The sequence below is a fragment of the Promineifilum sp. (SeqCode) genome (assembly GCF_041918635.1).
Taxonomy (GTDB): Bacteria; Chloroflexota; Anaerolineae; order Promineifilales; family Promineifilaceae; genus Promineifilum.
The window spans coordinates 1-15,699 of the sequence record NZ_JAYRVJ010000216.1 but is presented as its reverse complement, the minus strand read 5'-3'; the positions used below and the strand labels follow the sequence as shown (position 1 = coordinate 15,699).

Annotated in this window: 13 protein-coding genes and 1 pseudogene; 6 read left to right on the top strand and 8 right to left on the bottom strand. The window is 66.2% G+C overall.

Features of this window, described 5'->3' with window-relative positions:
• Positions 1-267, bottom strand: a pseudogene (locus ACE3UY_RS07455) (peptidase M20); the annotation flags it as partial.
• 123 nt (positions 268-390) lie between these two features.
• Here ACE3UY_RS07455 and scpB point away from each other — a divergent pair.
• The 4 genes from scpB to ACE3UY_RS07435 are packed head-to-tail and all read left to right on the top strand — an operon-like array spanning position 391 to position 4,105.
• Positions 391-930 (top strand): SMC-Scp complex subunit ScpB, encoded by a 540-nt coding sequence (scpB, locus tag ACE3UY_RS07450; RefSeq protein WP_374686911.1) that lies wholly within the window; start codon positions 391-393, stop codon positions 928-930.
• A gap of 46 nt (positions 931-976) precedes the next feature.
• Positions 977-1,771 carry a pseudouridine synthase gene (locus ACE3UY_RS07445; RefSeq protein WP_374686910.1) on the top strand — a complete coding sequence of 265 codons (795 nt, stop codon included), beginning with the start codon at positions 977-979 and terminating at the stop codon, positions 1,769-1,771.
• A gap of 52 nt (positions 1,772-1,823) precedes the next feature.
• Positions 1,824-2,615 (top strand): (d)CMP kinase, encoded by a 792-nt coding sequence (gene cmk, locus ACE3UY_RS07440; RefSeq protein WP_374686909.1) that lies wholly within the window; start codon positions 1,824-1,826, stop codon positions 2,613-2,615.
• Positions 2,615-4,105 (top strand): DUF512 domain-containing protein, encoded by a 1,491-nt coding sequence (locus ACE3UY_RS07435; RefSeq protein ID WP_374686908.1) that lies wholly within the window; start codon positions 2,615-2,617, stop codon positions 4,103-4,105. The genes cmk and ACE3UY_RS07435 overlap by 1 nt, the downstream gene beginning before the upstream one ends.
• 78 nt (positions 4,106-4,183) lie before the next feature.
• Here the strand turns inward: ACE3UY_RS07435 and ACE3UY_RS07430 are convergent, their stop codons facing one another.
• On the bottom strand, positions 4,184-7,315 hold the full coding sequence (locus tag ACE3UY_RS07430) for an Ig-like domain-containing protein (protein WP_374686907.1): 3,132 nt from the start codon (positions 7,313-7,315) through the stop codon (positions 4,184-4,186).
• Between the two features lie 197 nt (positions 7,316-7,512).
• Between ACE3UY_RS07430 and ACE3UY_RS07425 the strand changes: the two genes are divergently transcribed.
• Both ACE3UY_RS07425 and ACE3UY_RS07420 read left to right on the top strand, forming a co-directional pair.
• Positions 7,513-9,282 carry an ABC transporter ATP-binding protein gene (locus ACE3UY_RS07425; protein WP_374686906.1) on the top strand — a complete coding sequence of 590 codons (1,770 nt, stop codon included), beginning with the start codon at positions 7,513-7,515 and terminating at the stop codon, positions 9,280-9,282.
• A gap of 80 nt (positions 9,283-9,362) precedes the next feature.
• The gene (locus tag ACE3UY_RS07420) at positions 9,363-9,599 is read left to right on the top strand and encodes a hypothetical protein (RefSeq protein ID WP_374686905.1); all 237 of its coding nucleotides are present in this window, start codon (positions 9,363-9,365) and stop codon (positions 9,597-9,599) included.
• A gap of 76 nt (positions 9,600-9,675) precedes the next feature.
• On the opposite strand, the gene ACE3UY_RS07415 is transcribed toward ACE3UY_RS07420, so the two are convergent.
• From ACE3UY_RS07415 to ACE3UY_RS07390, 6 genes are all read right to left on the bottom strand, one after another.
• Positions 9,676-11,991, bottom strand: coding sequence for a bifunctional (p)ppGpp synthetase/guanosine-3',5'-bis(diphosphate) 3'-pyrophosphohydrolase (locus ACE3UY_RS07415; protein ID WP_374686904.1), 2,316 nt, complete (start codon positions 11,989-11,991; stop codon positions 9,676-9,678).
• A 150-nt stretch (positions 11,992-12,141) separates the two neighbouring features.
• Positions 12,142-12,528, bottom strand: coding sequence for a YtxH domain-containing protein (locus ACE3UY_RS07410; RefSeq protein ID WP_374686903.1), 387 nt, complete (start codon positions 12,526-12,528; stop codon positions 12,142-12,144).
• Between the two features lie 22 nt (positions 12,529-12,550).
• The gene (locus ACE3UY_RS07405) at positions 12,551-13,012 is read right to left on the bottom strand and encodes a hypothetical protein (RefSeq protein WP_374686902.1); all 462 of its coding nucleotides are present in this window, start codon (positions 13,010-13,012) and stop codon (positions 12,551-12,553) included.
• A 56-nt stretch (positions 13,013-13,068) separates the two neighbouring features.
• The gene (locus ACE3UY_RS07400; protein ID WP_374686901.1) at positions 13,069-13,353 is read right to left on the bottom strand and encodes a hypothetical protein; all 285 of its coding nucleotides are present in this window, start codon (positions 13,351-13,353) and stop codon (positions 13,069-13,071) included.
• Positions 13,350-14,510: a tRNA 2-thiouridine(34) synthase MnmA gene (gene mnmA / locus ACE3UY_RS07395; protein ID WP_374686900.1), complete on the bottom strand. Its 1,161-nt coding sequence runs from the start codon at positions 14,508-14,510 to the stop codon at positions 13,350-13,352. Before mnmA ends, ACE3UY_RS07400 begins: the two co-directional genes overlap by 4 nt.
• A gap of 21 nt (positions 14,511-14,531) precedes the next feature.
• On the bottom strand, positions 14,532-15,699 hold a 1,168-nt coding region (locus ACE3UY_RS07390), incomplete at its 5' end, for a cysteine desulfurase family protein (RefSeq protein WP_374686899.1).

Genomic DNA, 15,699 nt, shown 5'->3' with positions numbered 1-15,699 from the left:
GTCGTAGTGGCCGTAGATCAGCACGGTGGGCGCGGCCGGCCCGGCGTGCAACCAGTCGGCGTAGACCAGCGGGTGGTGCTCCGTCTCGATGACGCGAACGTTCTCCAGGCCGGCGGCCTCCATGTGGCGCGCCAGCCAGCCAGCCGCGGCGGCCGTGTCCCGATCGTGCGCCGGCTCAGTGCTGACGCTGGGGATGCGCAGGAACTCAATTAGTTCGCCGAGGTGTTCGGCCTGTCGCTGCCGGGCATACTGTATTGTCTCGTTCATGTTACCATTCCATTCGTCGGAGTATGTGTTATTATCATACCCGCTAGACGGCCGGTTGTCCCCCCTATCGGATCGCCGGCGTCCCGCCGGCTCAGGAGCAACGAGCCCGACGCTCACGAGACAATGAACACCCACGAGCTGCCCACAAACGGGTCAACCCTGAGCCTGCCGGCGCTGCTGGAGAGCGTGCTGTTCGTCGCCAGCGGCCCCGTGTCGGCGGCGCGGCTGGCGGCGGCGCTGGACACGACGCCGGGCGCCGTGCAGGAGTTGTTGCGGTCGCTGGAAGCCGACTACGCCGGGCGCGGCCTGCGCTTGCAGTGGAGTGGCGGCATGGTGCAGTTGACTACGGCGGCCGAAGCCAGCGCGACCATCGAGCGCTTTCTGGGGCTGGAAGTGACGTCGCGGCTGAGCCAGGCGGCGCTGGAAGTGCTGGCGATCGTCGCCTACATGCAGCCTGCCACCCGGCCCCAAATTGACCAGGTGCGCGGCGTCAATTCCGATGGCGCGCTGCGCTCATTGTTGAGCAAGGGGCTGGTCGAGGAAGTCGGCCGCCTGGAGAAGCCGGGCCGGCCCATCCTTTACGGCACGACGCCCGACTTTTTGCAGGCGTTCGGGCTGAACGCGCTAGAGGAAATGCCGCGCCTGGCGGACGAAGAGGAGTAAGCAGACCTGACAAGTTTACTAAGCCCTGTCAGGTCTTAAACACGCGATGGCCGAACGACTCCAGAAACTCATGGCGCGTGCCAACCTCGGCTCGCGCCGCGCTGCCGAAGTGATCATCGCCGAGGGACGGGTGACGGTCAACGGCCAGGTCGCCAAGCTGGGCGACAAAGCCGACCCGGCGGTCGACCGCATCGAGGTGGACGGGCGGCCGCTGCCTCTTTCCGATTCCTTCCCTCCAGAAGTGGATGGCCGCCCGCTTTCTGAAGCGGGACGCGACCAGTTCGTCTACATCGCCCTCAACAAACCGCGCGGCGTCATCTCGTCGCTGGAGGATGAGCTTGAAGAGGGGCGCGCCACGGTGCGCGACCTGGTTGAACTCAACACGGCCGAGGGGACGGCCGCCCACATCTACCCCGTCGGGCGGCTGGACAAGCCCAGCGAGGGGCTGATGCTCATGACCAACGACGGCCAGTTGGCCCACCGGCTGACCCACCCGCGCTATGGGCACGAGAAGGTCTACGACGTGACGGTTGAGGGGCGGGTGTCCGATAGCGTTCTGGAACAGTGGCGGCGTGGGGTCATGCTGGATGAGCGCATCACCGCGCCCGCGCCCATCGAGGTCATCGAACAGCGCGCCGACCACACCCGCCTGCGCATCGTCCTGCGCGAGGGGCGCAAGCGGCAGATCCGCCGTGTCGCCGCCTCGCTCGGCCATCCCGTGCGCCGGCTCCTCCGCGAGCGCATCGGCCCGATCACACTGGGCGATCTGGAGCCGGGGCAGTGGCGCTTTCTGAGCGAAGAGGAAGTGCGCCAATTGCGGAGGATAGGGACCAGGGATTAGGGAAGAGGGTGCTCTGGCTTGAGGCTCTTGCTGCTCAAAATTAAGGAACAACGTGCAATCCGATCTTTTACCTGACGTGATCACCATTGACGGGCCGGCTGCCTCCGGCAAATCAACCGTCGGCTATATGCTTGCTCAGCGCCTGGGTTACCTTTTCCTGGATACTGGCTCCATGTACCGCGCCGTAACGCTGGCCGCTTTGCGGCGCGGCATCTCGCCCGACGACGAGGCCGCCGTGGCCGCCGTGGCCCACGACATCGAACTCGACTTCGCCTCGCCGGCCGAGGAGACGGACGGCCGCCATTGCACCGTCCTCCTCGACGGCGAGGACGTAACCTGGGTGGTGCGCCGGCCGGACGTGGACGCCGCCGTCTCGCAGGTGTCCACCTATCCCGCCGTACGGGCCGAGATGGTGCGGCGGCAACGAGCCATCAGCCGGCGGGGGCACATCGTCATGGTCGGTCGCGACATCGGCACGGTGGTCATGCCCGACGCCCCGCTCAAGCTTTACATCACCGCCAGCGCCCAGGAGCGCGCCCGCCGCCGGCTGCTCGATCGGCAGCGCCAGGGGTTGCCCGCGGACTACGACGCCATTCTGGCGAACGTCATCCACCGCGACCGCACCGACAGCAACCGCCGGCACTCGCCCCTGCGGCCGGCCCACGACGCCGTCATCATAGACACGACCGATCGGCCGGCGGAGGTGGTGTTGCGGGAGGTTCTGGCGCTTCTTCAGAGCACTATCGCCGGTGTTGTTGAGCAGGGGAGCGGGGGGGCAGGGGAGCCGGGGAACCAGGGGGTTGGTCAGAGCGTTGTCCATGCGTCGGGGGAGGAGACGATCTGATGGCGCTGTTCCAAGAGATCGACCTCTCTGCGTTTGCCGGCGGGCGCGTCGTCGGCATTGAGCCGGGCAGCGTCGCCGAGGCTGTCGGCCTGCGGCCCGGCGACGAGTTGCTGGCGATCAACGGCCAGACCGTCGAGGATGTCATTGACGTACAGTTCTACGCCGCCGATGAAGAACTGGAATTGCTCGTCCGCCGCGGCGACGAGTACCTGCTCTTCGAGGCGGAGCGCGATTACGACCAGTCGCTCGGCCTGGAGTTCGCCCACCCGACGTTTGACGTGGACATCCGCCGCTGCAACAACCTGTGCGAGTTCTGCTTCGTCCTGCAGATGGCCCCGCGCTTCCGCCGCACGCTGTACATTAAGGACGACGACTACCGCTACTCCTTTCTGTTCGGCCACTTCGTCACCCTGACCAACCTGAGCGACCACGACTGGCAACGTATCGAGACGATGCGCCTGTCGCCGCTTTACATCTCCGTCCATGTCACCGACACTGAGTTGCGCCGCCGCTTTCTGCGCAACCCGACCGCGCCGGACATCATGGAGCAACTACGCTGGCTGGCCGAGCGACATATTGAGATTCACACGCAGTTGGTCATTGTCCCCGGTTTCAACGATGGAGAATGGCTGGAGCGGTCGATCCGCGAACTGGCTCAATTGTGGCCGGGCCGGATGGCGGGGAACGGCGATGAATCGCCTGACTACGAGCGGGGCGGGGTGCTGTCGATCAGCGTCGTGCCCGTCGGCCTGACGCGCCACCATAAGTACCATATGCGGCCCCACGCGCCGGACGAGGCGGCGGTCACGCTGGACTACGTCGAAAGGCTGCAAGCGGTTTTCCTGGAGCGCTTCGGCGTGCGCTTTGCCTATCTGACCGATGAGTGGTATTTGGTGACCGGTCGCGAGGTTCCCCCGCTGGAGGCGTATGACGGCCAGGAGTTGCACGAGAACGGCCTGGGGATGGTGCGCGCTTTCCTGGATGAGTGGGCGGTGTTGCAGGAGGAGATTCTCCGGGAGCAGGGGGGCAGGGGAGATGGCAGCATACGTTCGGTGACGATGGCGACGGCGACGTTGTTCGCGCCAACGCTGCGCGAGAAGGCGGCCGAGTTTGCTGCCCTGACCGGCTACGAGGTCGCGGTCGTGCCCATCGTCAATGAGCGGCTGGGCGACACGATCACCGTGGCCGGGCTGTTGATGGCGGGGGATGTGGTGCGGCAGTTGGGGGGAGGAAGAGCGGGGGAGCAGGGGACACAGAACGATCAAGTGTCTGCTCTGGGCGACCTGGTTGTGCTGCCACGGGTGATGTTCGACCACCCCGATGTAATCGCCCTCGATGACCTCTCGCCCCAGGACGTGGCCGACCAGTTAGGCCGGCCGGTGGCGCTGGCCGACTCGCTGGGCGACGTGTGGGACGCGCTGCGGGGCGAGTCGCGTCTCCTGTATAGGCCGGGAGAGCAGGGGGGCAGGGGCGCGGGGGAGCAGGGGTGATCTTACACGCTGCCCTACCCTGCAAACCATGAAAGTATGTTCTCCCCCGCTCCCCCGCGCCCCTGCCCCCCGCTCTTCCTAAGGCCTCAAGAGAACCGGCAACACCACCCGATACCCTGACCGCGTCACAGTGATCGTCACTGTGGCCGCGTCCGACCACTGCCCGTTGCCGGCCTGATAGGTGAAGTGATCCTGTCCCTGGTAGTTAGCTTGCGGCGTGTAGGTGAAGCCGCCATCACTCTTTAACGTCACTGTCCCGTGCTGCGGCGCGGCGGCGAGCCGGGCCGTCATCGCTCCCGGCAGGGGATTGACGTCATTGCCCAACACGCCTGGCGCGCCGATAGTCAGGCTCTTCCCGGCCGCCGTTTCGTAGGCGTCATCAACCGCGACCGCCGGCCCGTCCGGGTCGAGGATGTGGATGGTGACGGTGGCCGCGTCGGAAGGCAAGCCGTTGTCGGCCCGATAGGTGAAGCTATCCTGCGTGGCCGCGTCTGTCTGGGGGGTGTACACGAAACTGCCATCCTCATCCAGCGCCAGCGCGCCGTGTACCGGCTCCTCGACCAGCGTCGCCTGCAGGGTCGCGCCGCCCGGGTTCTGGTCGTTACCCAACACGCCGGGGGCGGCCACGGTCAGCGTCTCGCCCAATTTGACGCTGAAGCTGTCGGCGACGGCCGTCGGCGGCACAAGCGTTACATCGATGGCGACGCGGGCGACGTTGGACTCCTGGCCGTTGTGGGCGCGGTAGGTGAAACTGTCCTCGCCCACGTAGCCGGTCGCCGGGGTGTAGATGAACGCGCCGTTGGCTTGCAGCGTCGCCGCGCCATGGGCCGGGGCGGCGACCAGCACGGCCGTCAGCGGCGCGCCGGTCGGGTTCTCGTCGTTACCTAGCACGCCCGGCGCGGCCACGCTTAGCGGCGTGTTGAGCGGTGTGGTGTATTGGTCGGCGCGGGCCAGCGGCGCACCGGCAAAGCGGTAGTCATCGCTGCGTAGCGCGCTGGCCGCCACGCCGGCCAGCCGGATCGTCTCGCCGCCGGGCAGCGTGAGTAGCGCGTCCGCCCCCTGTTGGACGATGCCAAGATCGCCGGCGCTCCGGATGGCCGGGTATGCGGTGAAGTCGAGCACATCCTCGCTCTGCGCCCCCGGCGCGAAGCCGTGGATGGTGTCGTTGCCGCGGCCGGGAGCATAGGAGAAGACGTCGTCGCCTCGCCCGCCGGTCAGCGCATCGTCGCCGGGGCCGCCGTCAAGCCGGTTGTCGGCCGCGTCACCGGTCAGCGTGTCGCCCAGCGCCGAGCCGAGCAGGTGTTCGATGGAGCGCAACCGGTCGCCGGCCGCGTCGCCGCCGCCGACCGTGCTGATGAACAGATTGACCGCGACTCCGGCGGGCGAGGCGGCGAAGGAGGCCGTGTCCGGGCCATTGCCGCCGACCAATAGATCCGCGCCCGGCCCACCTTCTAGCCAGTCTGCGCCGGCGCCACCCTTCAGCGCGTCGTCGCCGGCCGCGCCGTCGATGCGATCCGCGCCTCGCCCGCCCAGGATCACGTCGCGGGCCGGTGTGCCCGTCAGGATATCGTCGCCCGGCCCGCCCTGCTTGGTCACCGGCAGGGGCGCGCCCAGCGTTGGCCCGCCCTGCACCAGATAGGCGAAACCGGGCTTGTTGCCCGGCCCCATGCCGCCCTTCGGCGCGCCGATGAGAAACTCGTCGAACCCGTCGCCGTTCACGTCGCCCGCACCGCTGATCGCCTGGCCCGATTGGTCGCCCGCCCCCGCGCCGTCGAACTGAAGCCCGACGTTGACCGCCAGCCCGGTTAGGCTGATGGTCGCCTCGAACTCGGCACGGCCAAACACGGCGTAACTCTTGCCTGCAAAGCGCCGGCTACCCGTCCCCGCTGTCGATGCGCCCACCAGCAGGTCGCTCAAGCCGTCGCCGTTCACGTCGGCTGCGCCCACGGCCGTGCCCGCCTCGCCTGTGGCCTCGTCGCCGACCAGCCGGAAGCCGGTCACGCCGTTGAGCGTTTCCAGCCCGACGGCGGCCGGGAAGGCAGCGCGGCCCAGGACGACGTAGGCCGCACCCTGGTGGTTGCCGGCATAGGGCGCGCCGATGATCACGTCGTCGCGACCGTCGCCGTTCACATCCCCGGCCGCGGCGGCCGAGCGACCCGCGCTATCGCCGGCGGCGACGCCGTCCAGCCGGAAGCCGTTGCCGCCGTTAATGTTTCCCAGGCTCAGTTGGGCCGGCAGCGTGGGGCCGCCATAGATAACGTAGACCGCGCCGCTCTCATCGGCTGCGCCCCGGTCGCTTTTCCAGGTGGCGACAAGCGCGTCGTCATAGCCGTCGCCGTTCACGTCGCCGGCCGCGCCGACGACGTTGCCGGCATATCCCTCTACGGCGATGCCGCTGATGGAAAAGCCGCCGTTGCCGTTGAGCGCGACCAGTTCGAGTTGCGCGTCAAAGGTCGGCCGGCCAAAGACGACGTAGGCCAGCCCAACGCCCTCCTGGCCGTTCACCGTCGCGTCTGGCGCGCCGACCATCACGTCGCCGTAGCCGTCGCCGTTCAGGTCGCCGGCCGCGCCGACGCTCGTTCCGGCGCGGTTGTCCTCGGCGGCCCCGTTCAGGCGGACGCCGTTCGCGCCGTTCAGGCTGTCCAGAGCGATTTGCGCCGGGAAGGCGGGCGCGCCGAACACGAGGTAGGCCCCGCCGGCCTCCGGCACTTCGTTTGGGTCAAGCCCTGGCGCGCCGATGAGCAGGTCGACATAGCCATCGCGGTTCACGTCGCCGCCACCGCTGACGGACTCGCCTGACTGGTCGTTAAAGCCCGCGCCCACCAGCCGGAAACCGTTCGTCCCGTTGAGGTCGTCCAGCGAGAGCGCCGTGGGATTGGTCGCGCCGCCAAAGACGACGTAGGCCTCGCCCGCGCCCTGCTTACCGTTGGGATCGGCCGCGCTGGCGCCGATGATGAAATCATCCAGGCCGTCGCCATTCACGTCGCCGGCGTTTTTCAGCGCCCGGCCCGCCTCGTCGCCGGGCACGCGGCCGGCCAGGCGATAGCCGTTGGGGCCGTTGAGTGCGCTGAGGCTGGTGGTGGTCGTGCCGTTCGGTTCGCCGCGCGCCGCGGGCGGCAAAAGACCGAACAGGAGGAGCAGCGCCAGTACGAACAGTGAGAGAGATAAGAAACCAGGCCGAGCGTGGCGGGAGACGACGTTTTGTTGCATGGGTAGCTGCCTTGTTCGTCGGTAATGAGAATAGCATCCCCCAGTGGAGGGAAACCAACCCTGTAATGGTAGCCAATCCGGCGCGGATGGGCTACTTCGGCGAGCGTGCCCACGCGCGAGAGTGTGGCATAATCCTGTGGCGCGGGTTTCCTAACCTGCGAAGACACGGGATAAGAATCCCGTACCACGGACGATCTATGGGTGAATTTGCGGTAGACAGTTCCAAGCCATCGAACCGCCGCTCGGCCGGGCGTTGGGTTGTGTCCCACATCGCGCGACACTGGGGGCTGTTCCTGGTGATGCTCGTCGGCGCTTTCGGCAACGCGGCGGGGGCGGCGCTCATGCCGATCTTCATCGGCATGGCCTTCGACGCGGCGCTGGCAACGCCGCCCGACCTGAGCGTCATCGGCTGGGCCGCGCTGGGCATCGTCATCAGCCAGACGGTGCGCTCATTCCTCCAACTGGGGCGCAACTTCGCCAGTTCGGTCATTGGCGAGCGGCTGGAGCGCGACACCCGTCAGGAGCTTTACGCCAGCCTGCTGGCTAAGAGTATGACCTTCCACGACTTGCAGCCGGTGGGTGACACCATGGCTCGCGCCACCAACGACGTGCGCGAGCTGAACCTGATGATGAACCCCGGCATCAACCTGGTCGTCGGCTCGGCCAACTTCATGATCATGCCCCTGCTGCTGGCCCCGCGTTACGATTGGCAACTGGTGGCCGCGCCGCTGTTCTTCATCGTCACCTACGTGCTGGCCCTGGCCCGCTACATGAACGTCCTATCGCACATCTCCGACCGGGTGCGGCTGTCCTTCGGCGAGATGAACGCCCGGCTGGCCGAGGCGCTGGACGGGGTGGAGATGGTCAAGGGGGCGGCGCAGGAGGAGGCGGAAATCGGCCGCTTTAAGGACAACGCCCGCGCCTATCGCGATGCCACCGTCGCTCAGGGGCGCGAAGAGGCCAAGTTTTTGCCGCTCTTGCTGCTCGGCATCACCGAGGGGATGGGCTTCACCCACGCCCTGTTGTTGCTGCAAGCCGGGCGCATCCAGGTGGGCGACGTGGTTGCCTACATGGGGCTGCTGGCGCTGTTCGGCTTCCCGACCTTCATCTCGTTAATGGCCTACTCGCGCGTGTCGCTGGGCATGGCCGGCGCGCGGCGCATCCTGGAATTGATCAACGCCGAAACCAATCTGGACGAAAACCCGGAGGGGTACGCCGGGACGATTCGCGGTGAGGTGCGCTTTGAGGGCGTCTCCTTCGGCTATGTGCCGGGGGTGGATGTATTGCAGGACATCAGCTTCACCGTCCAGCCCGGGCAGACCGTGGCCGTGGTCGGCCAAACCGGCGCGGGCAAGAGCACGCTGACCAAGTTGATCAATCGTACCTACGATGCCCGCGAAGGGCGGGTGCTGGTGGATGGCGTCGACGTGCGCGATTGGGGGCTGGCGGCGCTGCGGCGACAAATCTCGATTATTGAGCAGGACATCTTTCTCTTCTCGCGCAGCATCGCTGACAATATCGCCTTCGGCGCGCCCGACGCCACGCCGGAGGACATTGAGGCCGCGGCCCGCGCCGCCCAGGCTCACGACTTCATCACCGGCTTCCAGGATGGGTACGAGACGGTGGTCGGCGGGCGTGGCGTCACTCTGTCCGGCGGCCAGCGGCAGCGCTTGGCGCTGGCGCGCGCCTTCCTGACCCATCCGCACATCCTTATCCTGGACGACTCTACCAGCGCCGTCGATAGCGCGACCGAAGATCAGATTCAGCGGGCCATTCGCCACGCGGCCGAGAACCGCACGACATTCCTGATTACCCATCGCCTGTCGCAGATTCGCTGGGCCGACGTGGTGATCGTCTTGCGCAAGGGGCGGCTGGAGGCGGTCGGCGATCACGAGTCGCTCATGACCCAATCGCCCGCTTACCGGCGTATCTTCGAGCAGTATGAGGCGCTCGAAGAGAGGGGCTAGGGGCTAGGTGCTAGGGGAAGCGTGGTACTTCTCCAGCCCCTGGAACCTGGCCCCTAACGTTATAGGAGCTAGTGAATAGAGTGGGGCCGCTGGTGTACTACTGCCGCTGGCGCGGCGCGAAGGTGAGGCTGCATGGGCGTGATGACGCGGCCGTCTGGGGCGAGTTGGTCACGCAGGAAGAGGGGCGCGAGCGCGTCGAGACCTTTCACTTTGACCTGCGCACGTGGGAACTGCGCTTGCAAGCGGAGGGCGAGGCAACGGTGCTGCAGCTAGATGAACTGGGCGTCGTCGTGTCCGGCCCGGCCACGTCTTTCTAATCATTGTCTGTCGTTTTGTTCTACGCCCCCGCTCCCCTGCCCTCTGTTCCCCCGCATACTTCGTAATCAACTTCGCTCATACCCATTTCTGCCGCCGCACCTCGATGACATTGGGCAGGTTCGCCAGTTTCGTCAGCAGCCAGTTGAGTTGCTCCAGATCGACTACCTCGGCCACCAGATAGATGGTCATGGTCATGGCCTTCTCGTCGGTGATCAGTTTTGTCTTGGGCACGCTGATCTGCTGGCCGCGCAACGTGCTGACCACGTCTTCGATCAGACCGCCGCGCCGGTAGGCCGTCACCATGACGGGAACCGGGTGTGTCTTGGCCCCCACGCCCCAGGCCACGTCAATGAGCCGCTCCCGGTCGGTGATGGCCTCGACCTCTTTACAGTCTTGCCGGTGGATGGTCACGCCCTGGCCGCGGGTGATGTAACCAATGATGGGTTCTGGCGCGATGGGGTGGCAGCAACCCGCCAGCCGCGTGTGGAGGCCACCCACGCCGCGCACCGTCAGTCCTTTCTGCCGGGGGGCCAGCAGCGGCAGCAGTTCGTCGTCCTCTGCTCGCAGGGTTTGCTGCATGGCGGCGATGGCCCCAGTGATCTGCACTGTCTGGATGTCGCCGAAGCCGACGCGGCACAGGAATTCGTCCACGTCATCGAATTTAAGCGCTTCGGCGATGTCCTCCACGTCGAACACCTCCAGCAAGGCCAGCCGCTTCAGTTCGCGGGCGATCAGCTCGCGTCCCTGCTGGATATTCTGCTCGCGTTCCTGCTGCCGGAACCATTGGCGAATCTTGCTGCGCGTCCGGGCGCTACCCGTGTAGCCCAGAGTGGGGTTCATCCAGTCGCGCTTGGGGCCGCTGCGTTTGAAGCTGTCGGGCTTGGGCGCGATGATCTCCACCTTGTCACCCGACTTCAAGCGGTAGTCGAGCGCCACCATCTTGCCGTTGACGCGCGCCCCTTGCAGGCGGTGGCCCAACTCAGTGTGAATCTGGTAGGCGAAGTCGATGGGCGTTGAACCGGCCGGCAGGTCGATCACATCCCCCTTGGGCGTGAAGACATGGATGCGCTCTTCCAGTCTGGCGAAGTCGGGCAGGGACAGACCGCCAGGCTCATCCTCCGCCTCTTTGACTGTCGCCAGAAGTTCGCGCAGACCCTGGATGCGCTTCTGGGATGAGACGCTGACCTCGGCGCCCTGCTCCTTATAGGCCCAGTGCGCCGCTACGCCGCGCTCCGCCTCCTCGTGCATCCGCGGCGTGCGGATTTGCACTTCGAGCTTCTGGCCCGTCTCGCCGTCGATGACCGCCGTGTGCAGCGACCGGTAGCCGTTGGATTTGGGGGAGCCGATGTAGTCATCGAACTCGCCGCGAAGGGGCTGCCACAGGTTGTGCACCGCGCTGAGCGCCTGGTAGCAGACGGCGCGGTCGACGTCGTCGCGGGCTTTGCTATTCAGCAGCGCGTAGGCTTCCTCCGGGGCGGTGTCTTTGCGCACTTTGCTGTTCAGCGCCTGGTGGGCGATGGCCGGCGACGGTTCCACGATGACGCGCAGGGCCTGGATGTCGTAGATCTGTTCGAAGTCCAGTTCTTTGCGCAACATCTTGCGGTAGATGGAATAAGCGTGCTTTGGCCGCCCGCTCACCTGCGCCTTCAACCCCTGCTTCCTGAGTTCCTGGCGCAAGCGCGTGGCTGCCTTTTCTATCCGCAGCGCCCGTACTTCCCGCTTTTCATCCAAATAGCGGGCGATCTCGCGGTACTTCTCCGGCTCCAGATAGCGGAAGGCCAAATCTTCCAGCTGCCATTTGAATTGCCAGATGCCCAGCCGGTTGGCCAGCGGCGCGTAGATGTGGAGCGCCTCATAGGCAATCTCGCGCTGCATCTCGCTGGGCATGTTGCTGGCGCGCCGCAGGTCTTGCAGGCAGTCGGCCATGCGAATGAGGATGATGCGGATGTCGCCCTCGATGATCGAGAGTAGGGCGCGCCGGATGGCTTCCAGGGTGCGGCGGTCGTGCTGCACCTCGAGCGTAAGCTCAGCCGCGGGTTTGTTGCGGCTGGCGCGCTTGGCATGATCGTCGAGCGCCTTGACGCCCTTGACCAGCCCCGTCACGTCGCGGCCAAACTGCTGAGTCAAGGTCGCTTCGGTTACCGCCGTATGGGGTAGCAGCACGTCGTGGAGCAGCGCCGCCGTCAGCGCGTCGAGGTCATCAACACCCAACTCGGACAGAGCCGACAGCACGTTGCGGCCATGATCCAGGTACGTCTCGCCCGACGGCCGCTGCTGCTCGCCGTGGGCTTCCGTGGCAAACAGGAGAGCCGCCCCCAGACGCTCCTGACTCTTATCGTTATGACGACTCCCGGGCAGACTTTTCAGTAAGTCACCCAGGGCGTTTTTCACAGCCTGAATCATGGCCTGACGCCCGTCCTTCCGTGTTTTGGAAGACGTCTGGCTGCGCCGGGTTCCAACCCGATAGGCAGCCAGCGCTATAGTACTGAACGGATAACGTTTTTCGGTTGGTGGGTCGCGACCTCGCGGATCGCGACGTGGCTAACTGGCCGCGGAGCCGGGCAAACTGTCGCCGTGCGAGTTATCGACGCCGGCCGCGCCGCGTTCAGCCGCTTCTCGGCCCGCGTCCAAGACGATGCGCGTCTGTTCCTGCACCTGGTCGGTCAGGTGTTGCGCCCGGCTGCGCGCATCAGAGAAAAGCGAGGTGGCCTTGTCTCGGTATTCGCGGCTGTAGCTATCGGCTGAGTGACGCACCTGGTCGATGCGTTCGCTGCTGGCATGACGGAGATCGGCGCTAAAGCCGGTCAATTGCTCGCGTGTGGTCTGGCCCGATTGGGGCGCCAGGATGAGCGCCGTGGCCGCGCCCACGAGCGCGCCGATGATAAAACCGGCCAGAAAAGAGCCCAGATCACTCTCTTGTTCGTTCATGTTTCATTTCTCCTATCGTTCGCTACTTGCCGAGATTGCGCCGGGGATTGCCGAAGAGGGTCGTCACCCCGCGCCGGATGCCGGCCACGTAGCTGCTGGCCGTCGTCATCGGCCGCACGACGTTCTCGCTGACAAACATCGTCGTGCCGCGAATGGTTCCCAGGGTCTCGTTCGTCTTGAGCAGGATCGGCTTTAACTCGAACTCAAGCATGTTGACCAACCGGACGATCGTGATGAGCAGCAAGATGAGCACAATGCCGGACAGGCACGACATCAGCCCGAGGGCGATGATGAAAATATCGCGGATGATCAGGATGGTGTCGGCGTAGTTATTGGCTAGATAGACCAGCCCGGCGATCATGACAGCCGCCAGGATCAGTGTCACGACGACCCCAACGACTACGTAGACGGGCGGAATCAGCCATTCGCGCCGGACGGTTGTCTCGGAAGTGGCCGGCGTTGCCGGTATCTGTGCATTGCTCATCGCTTAAACCCCATGGGTTGCCCAACACTACAGTATAGCAGGAAAGGGTGGCTTTCTCAATGGCGAACGGCATCTTGCCCGGTCAGCCAGTGGGCGGCCCCTAGCAAGGCCCACGCGCCCAGGCTGGCGCTAACCAGGTGGATCTTGCCTAGCTTCAACAACTCGAAGTTCATGAAGTCGCCCACGAACTGGCCGATGAAGAAGCCCAGCCAGGCCGCGCCCAGGTAGAGCAGGATGTGCTTGGCCGGGCCGCCGAAAACCAGATGGAAGGCCGCGCCGTAAATGCTGGCTAACAGAAAGCCCAGCACCAGCGCCGACGCCGCGCCGGGAATGGTGATCATGGCTCTTTGCGTTCTCCCAAGCTCCTGAAAAGGTTTTCTGACGCGGCCGCCACCCCGCTGATAAGCCCACCGCCCAGACAGACCTCGCCGCTATAAAAGACAGCGGCCTGCCCCGGCGTTACGCCATACACCGGCTCGTCGAGGCGGACGCCCGCGCCGCCGGAACCATCGGGGGTGACGGTCGCCGCAGCCGGTTCGGCCTTGTAGCGAATCTTGACCTGGGCCGCGATGGGGCTGACCGGCGAGGCGCCGGCGATCCAGTTGACGCCGCGCACGACCACGTCTTGCTGCCCCAACCGCTCGCGCGGGCCGACGATGAGCGCGTTCCGGGCGGCGTCCTTGCCCAGCACGAACAGCGGCTCGGGCGCGGCGATGCCCAGTCCCTTGCGCTGGCCGATGGTGTAGAAGGCCAGCCCTTCATGCTGACCCAACGTACGCCCCTCTTCGGTCACAATTGGCCCTGGCTGTTGCACGGTCAGGCTGTATTCGCGCAGGAAGCGCCGGTAATCGCCATCCTTCAGAAAGCACAAGTCCTGGCTCTCCGGCTTGGCTGCCACCTTCAGGCCATGCTCGCGGGCCAACTGGCGCACCTGCTCTTTGGTATATTCGCCGATCGGGAACAGCACGTGGGCCAGTTGCGCCTGATTCAGGGTGTGCAGCACGTACGATTGATCCTTGTGCGCGTCGAGGCCCTGCAATAGCTGGTAGCCGGCGGCCCCGGCGCGCACGCGGGCATAGTGGCCGGTCGCCAAATAGTCCGCGCCCAGCGCCAGCGCGTGTTGCAGCAGATGGTCGAAGCGAATCTGCCGATTGCACTCCACACACGGATTGGGCGTCCGGCCGGCCTCGTGCTCGTCAATGAAGAACTGCACGATGGTCTGGCGGAAGCGCTCTTGCACGTCGATGACGTAGAACGGGATGCCCAGGCGGTCGGCCACGCGCCGAGCATCGCTCATCTGGTCGGGCGTGCAGCAGCGGTTGGCTGGGCCGGCCGGGCCGCTGCCCGGCTCGCTCCACAACCGCATCATAATGCCGGTCACGTCATACCCCTGTGCGACCAGCAGAGCAGCGGCCACCGAGCTATCGACGCCGCCACTCATGGCGACGACGACCCGCGGCGGGGCGGATGGCGTGTGGTTGGCTGGAGACATGGTCATGGGGCGTGCGCTCTGGCCGGATCAGGCCGGCGCGGCAAGGCCGCTCTCCAGCGCGTTGAGCCGGTCAACGGTGCGAAGCAGCGCGTCGATAACCCGATCGATGTCGGCGGCCGTGTTTTGCCGGCCCAGGGTCAGCCGCAGACCGCCCGTCGTCCAGTCGGGGCCGAGGCCGAGCGCCTCCAGGACGGCCGAAGGCTTGGGACTGCCGCTGTGACAGGCGGAGCCGCTGCTGGCGGCGATGCCGGCCATGTCCAGGTACATCAGCAAGTCGTTGCCGCTCAACCCGCGAAAGGCGAAGCTGGCGTGGTGAGGCAGCCGCTCGGTCGGGTGACCGGTGACGGCGCACCGGTCCGGCAAGGCGGCCGGTAGCTCGGTCAGTAGGCGGTCGCGCAGGGGGAGTACGTGGGCCAACCGCGCCTCGCGCTCGGCCATTGCCAGGCGGAAAGCCTCGGCCGCGCCGACGACCAGGGGTACGTTGGTTGTGCCGGCCCGCAGCCCGCCCTCGTGGCCGCCACCGGTCAGCGTGGGCAGCAGTGCGACGCCCGGCCGCACGATCAGGATGCCGACGCCCTTCGGCCCATAGAACTTGTGCGGGGCCAGCGTCATCAGGTCTACCGGCTCGGCGTTCAGGTTCCAGCGCCGGGCGGCGGCCAATTGCACGGCGTCGGTGTGGTAGAGCACGCCCCGCGCGCGGGCCAGCGCGCCTATCTCCGCCCACGGCTGCACCGCGCCGATCTCGTTATTGGCGGCCATAATGCTGATCAGGACGGTATCGGGCCGCAGGGCCGCCTCAACGTCCGGCAGACGGACGCAGCCGGACGCATCGACCGGCACGATGGTCAGGTCGAAGCCGAAGTGATCGCGCAGTTGGCGGGCGGTCTCCAACACGGCGCTGTGCTCGATGGCGCAGGTGATGAGATGATTGCCGCGGCCGGCGGCGCGCGCCGCCAGCATGGCCCCGCGCAGGGCCAGGTTATTGCTCTCCGAGCCGCAGCCGGTGAAGATGACCGCTTCCGGTTCGACGTTCAACAGCCCGGCCACCGTCTCACGCGCCGACTCTACGGCGCGCGCGGCCAGTACGCCCGTCCGGTGGTGCGACGATGGGTTGCCGTAGGTTTCGCTCCAGTAGGGGGCCATCGCCGCCACGACACGGGGGTCTACCGGCGTCGTCGCGCCATGGTCTAAATAG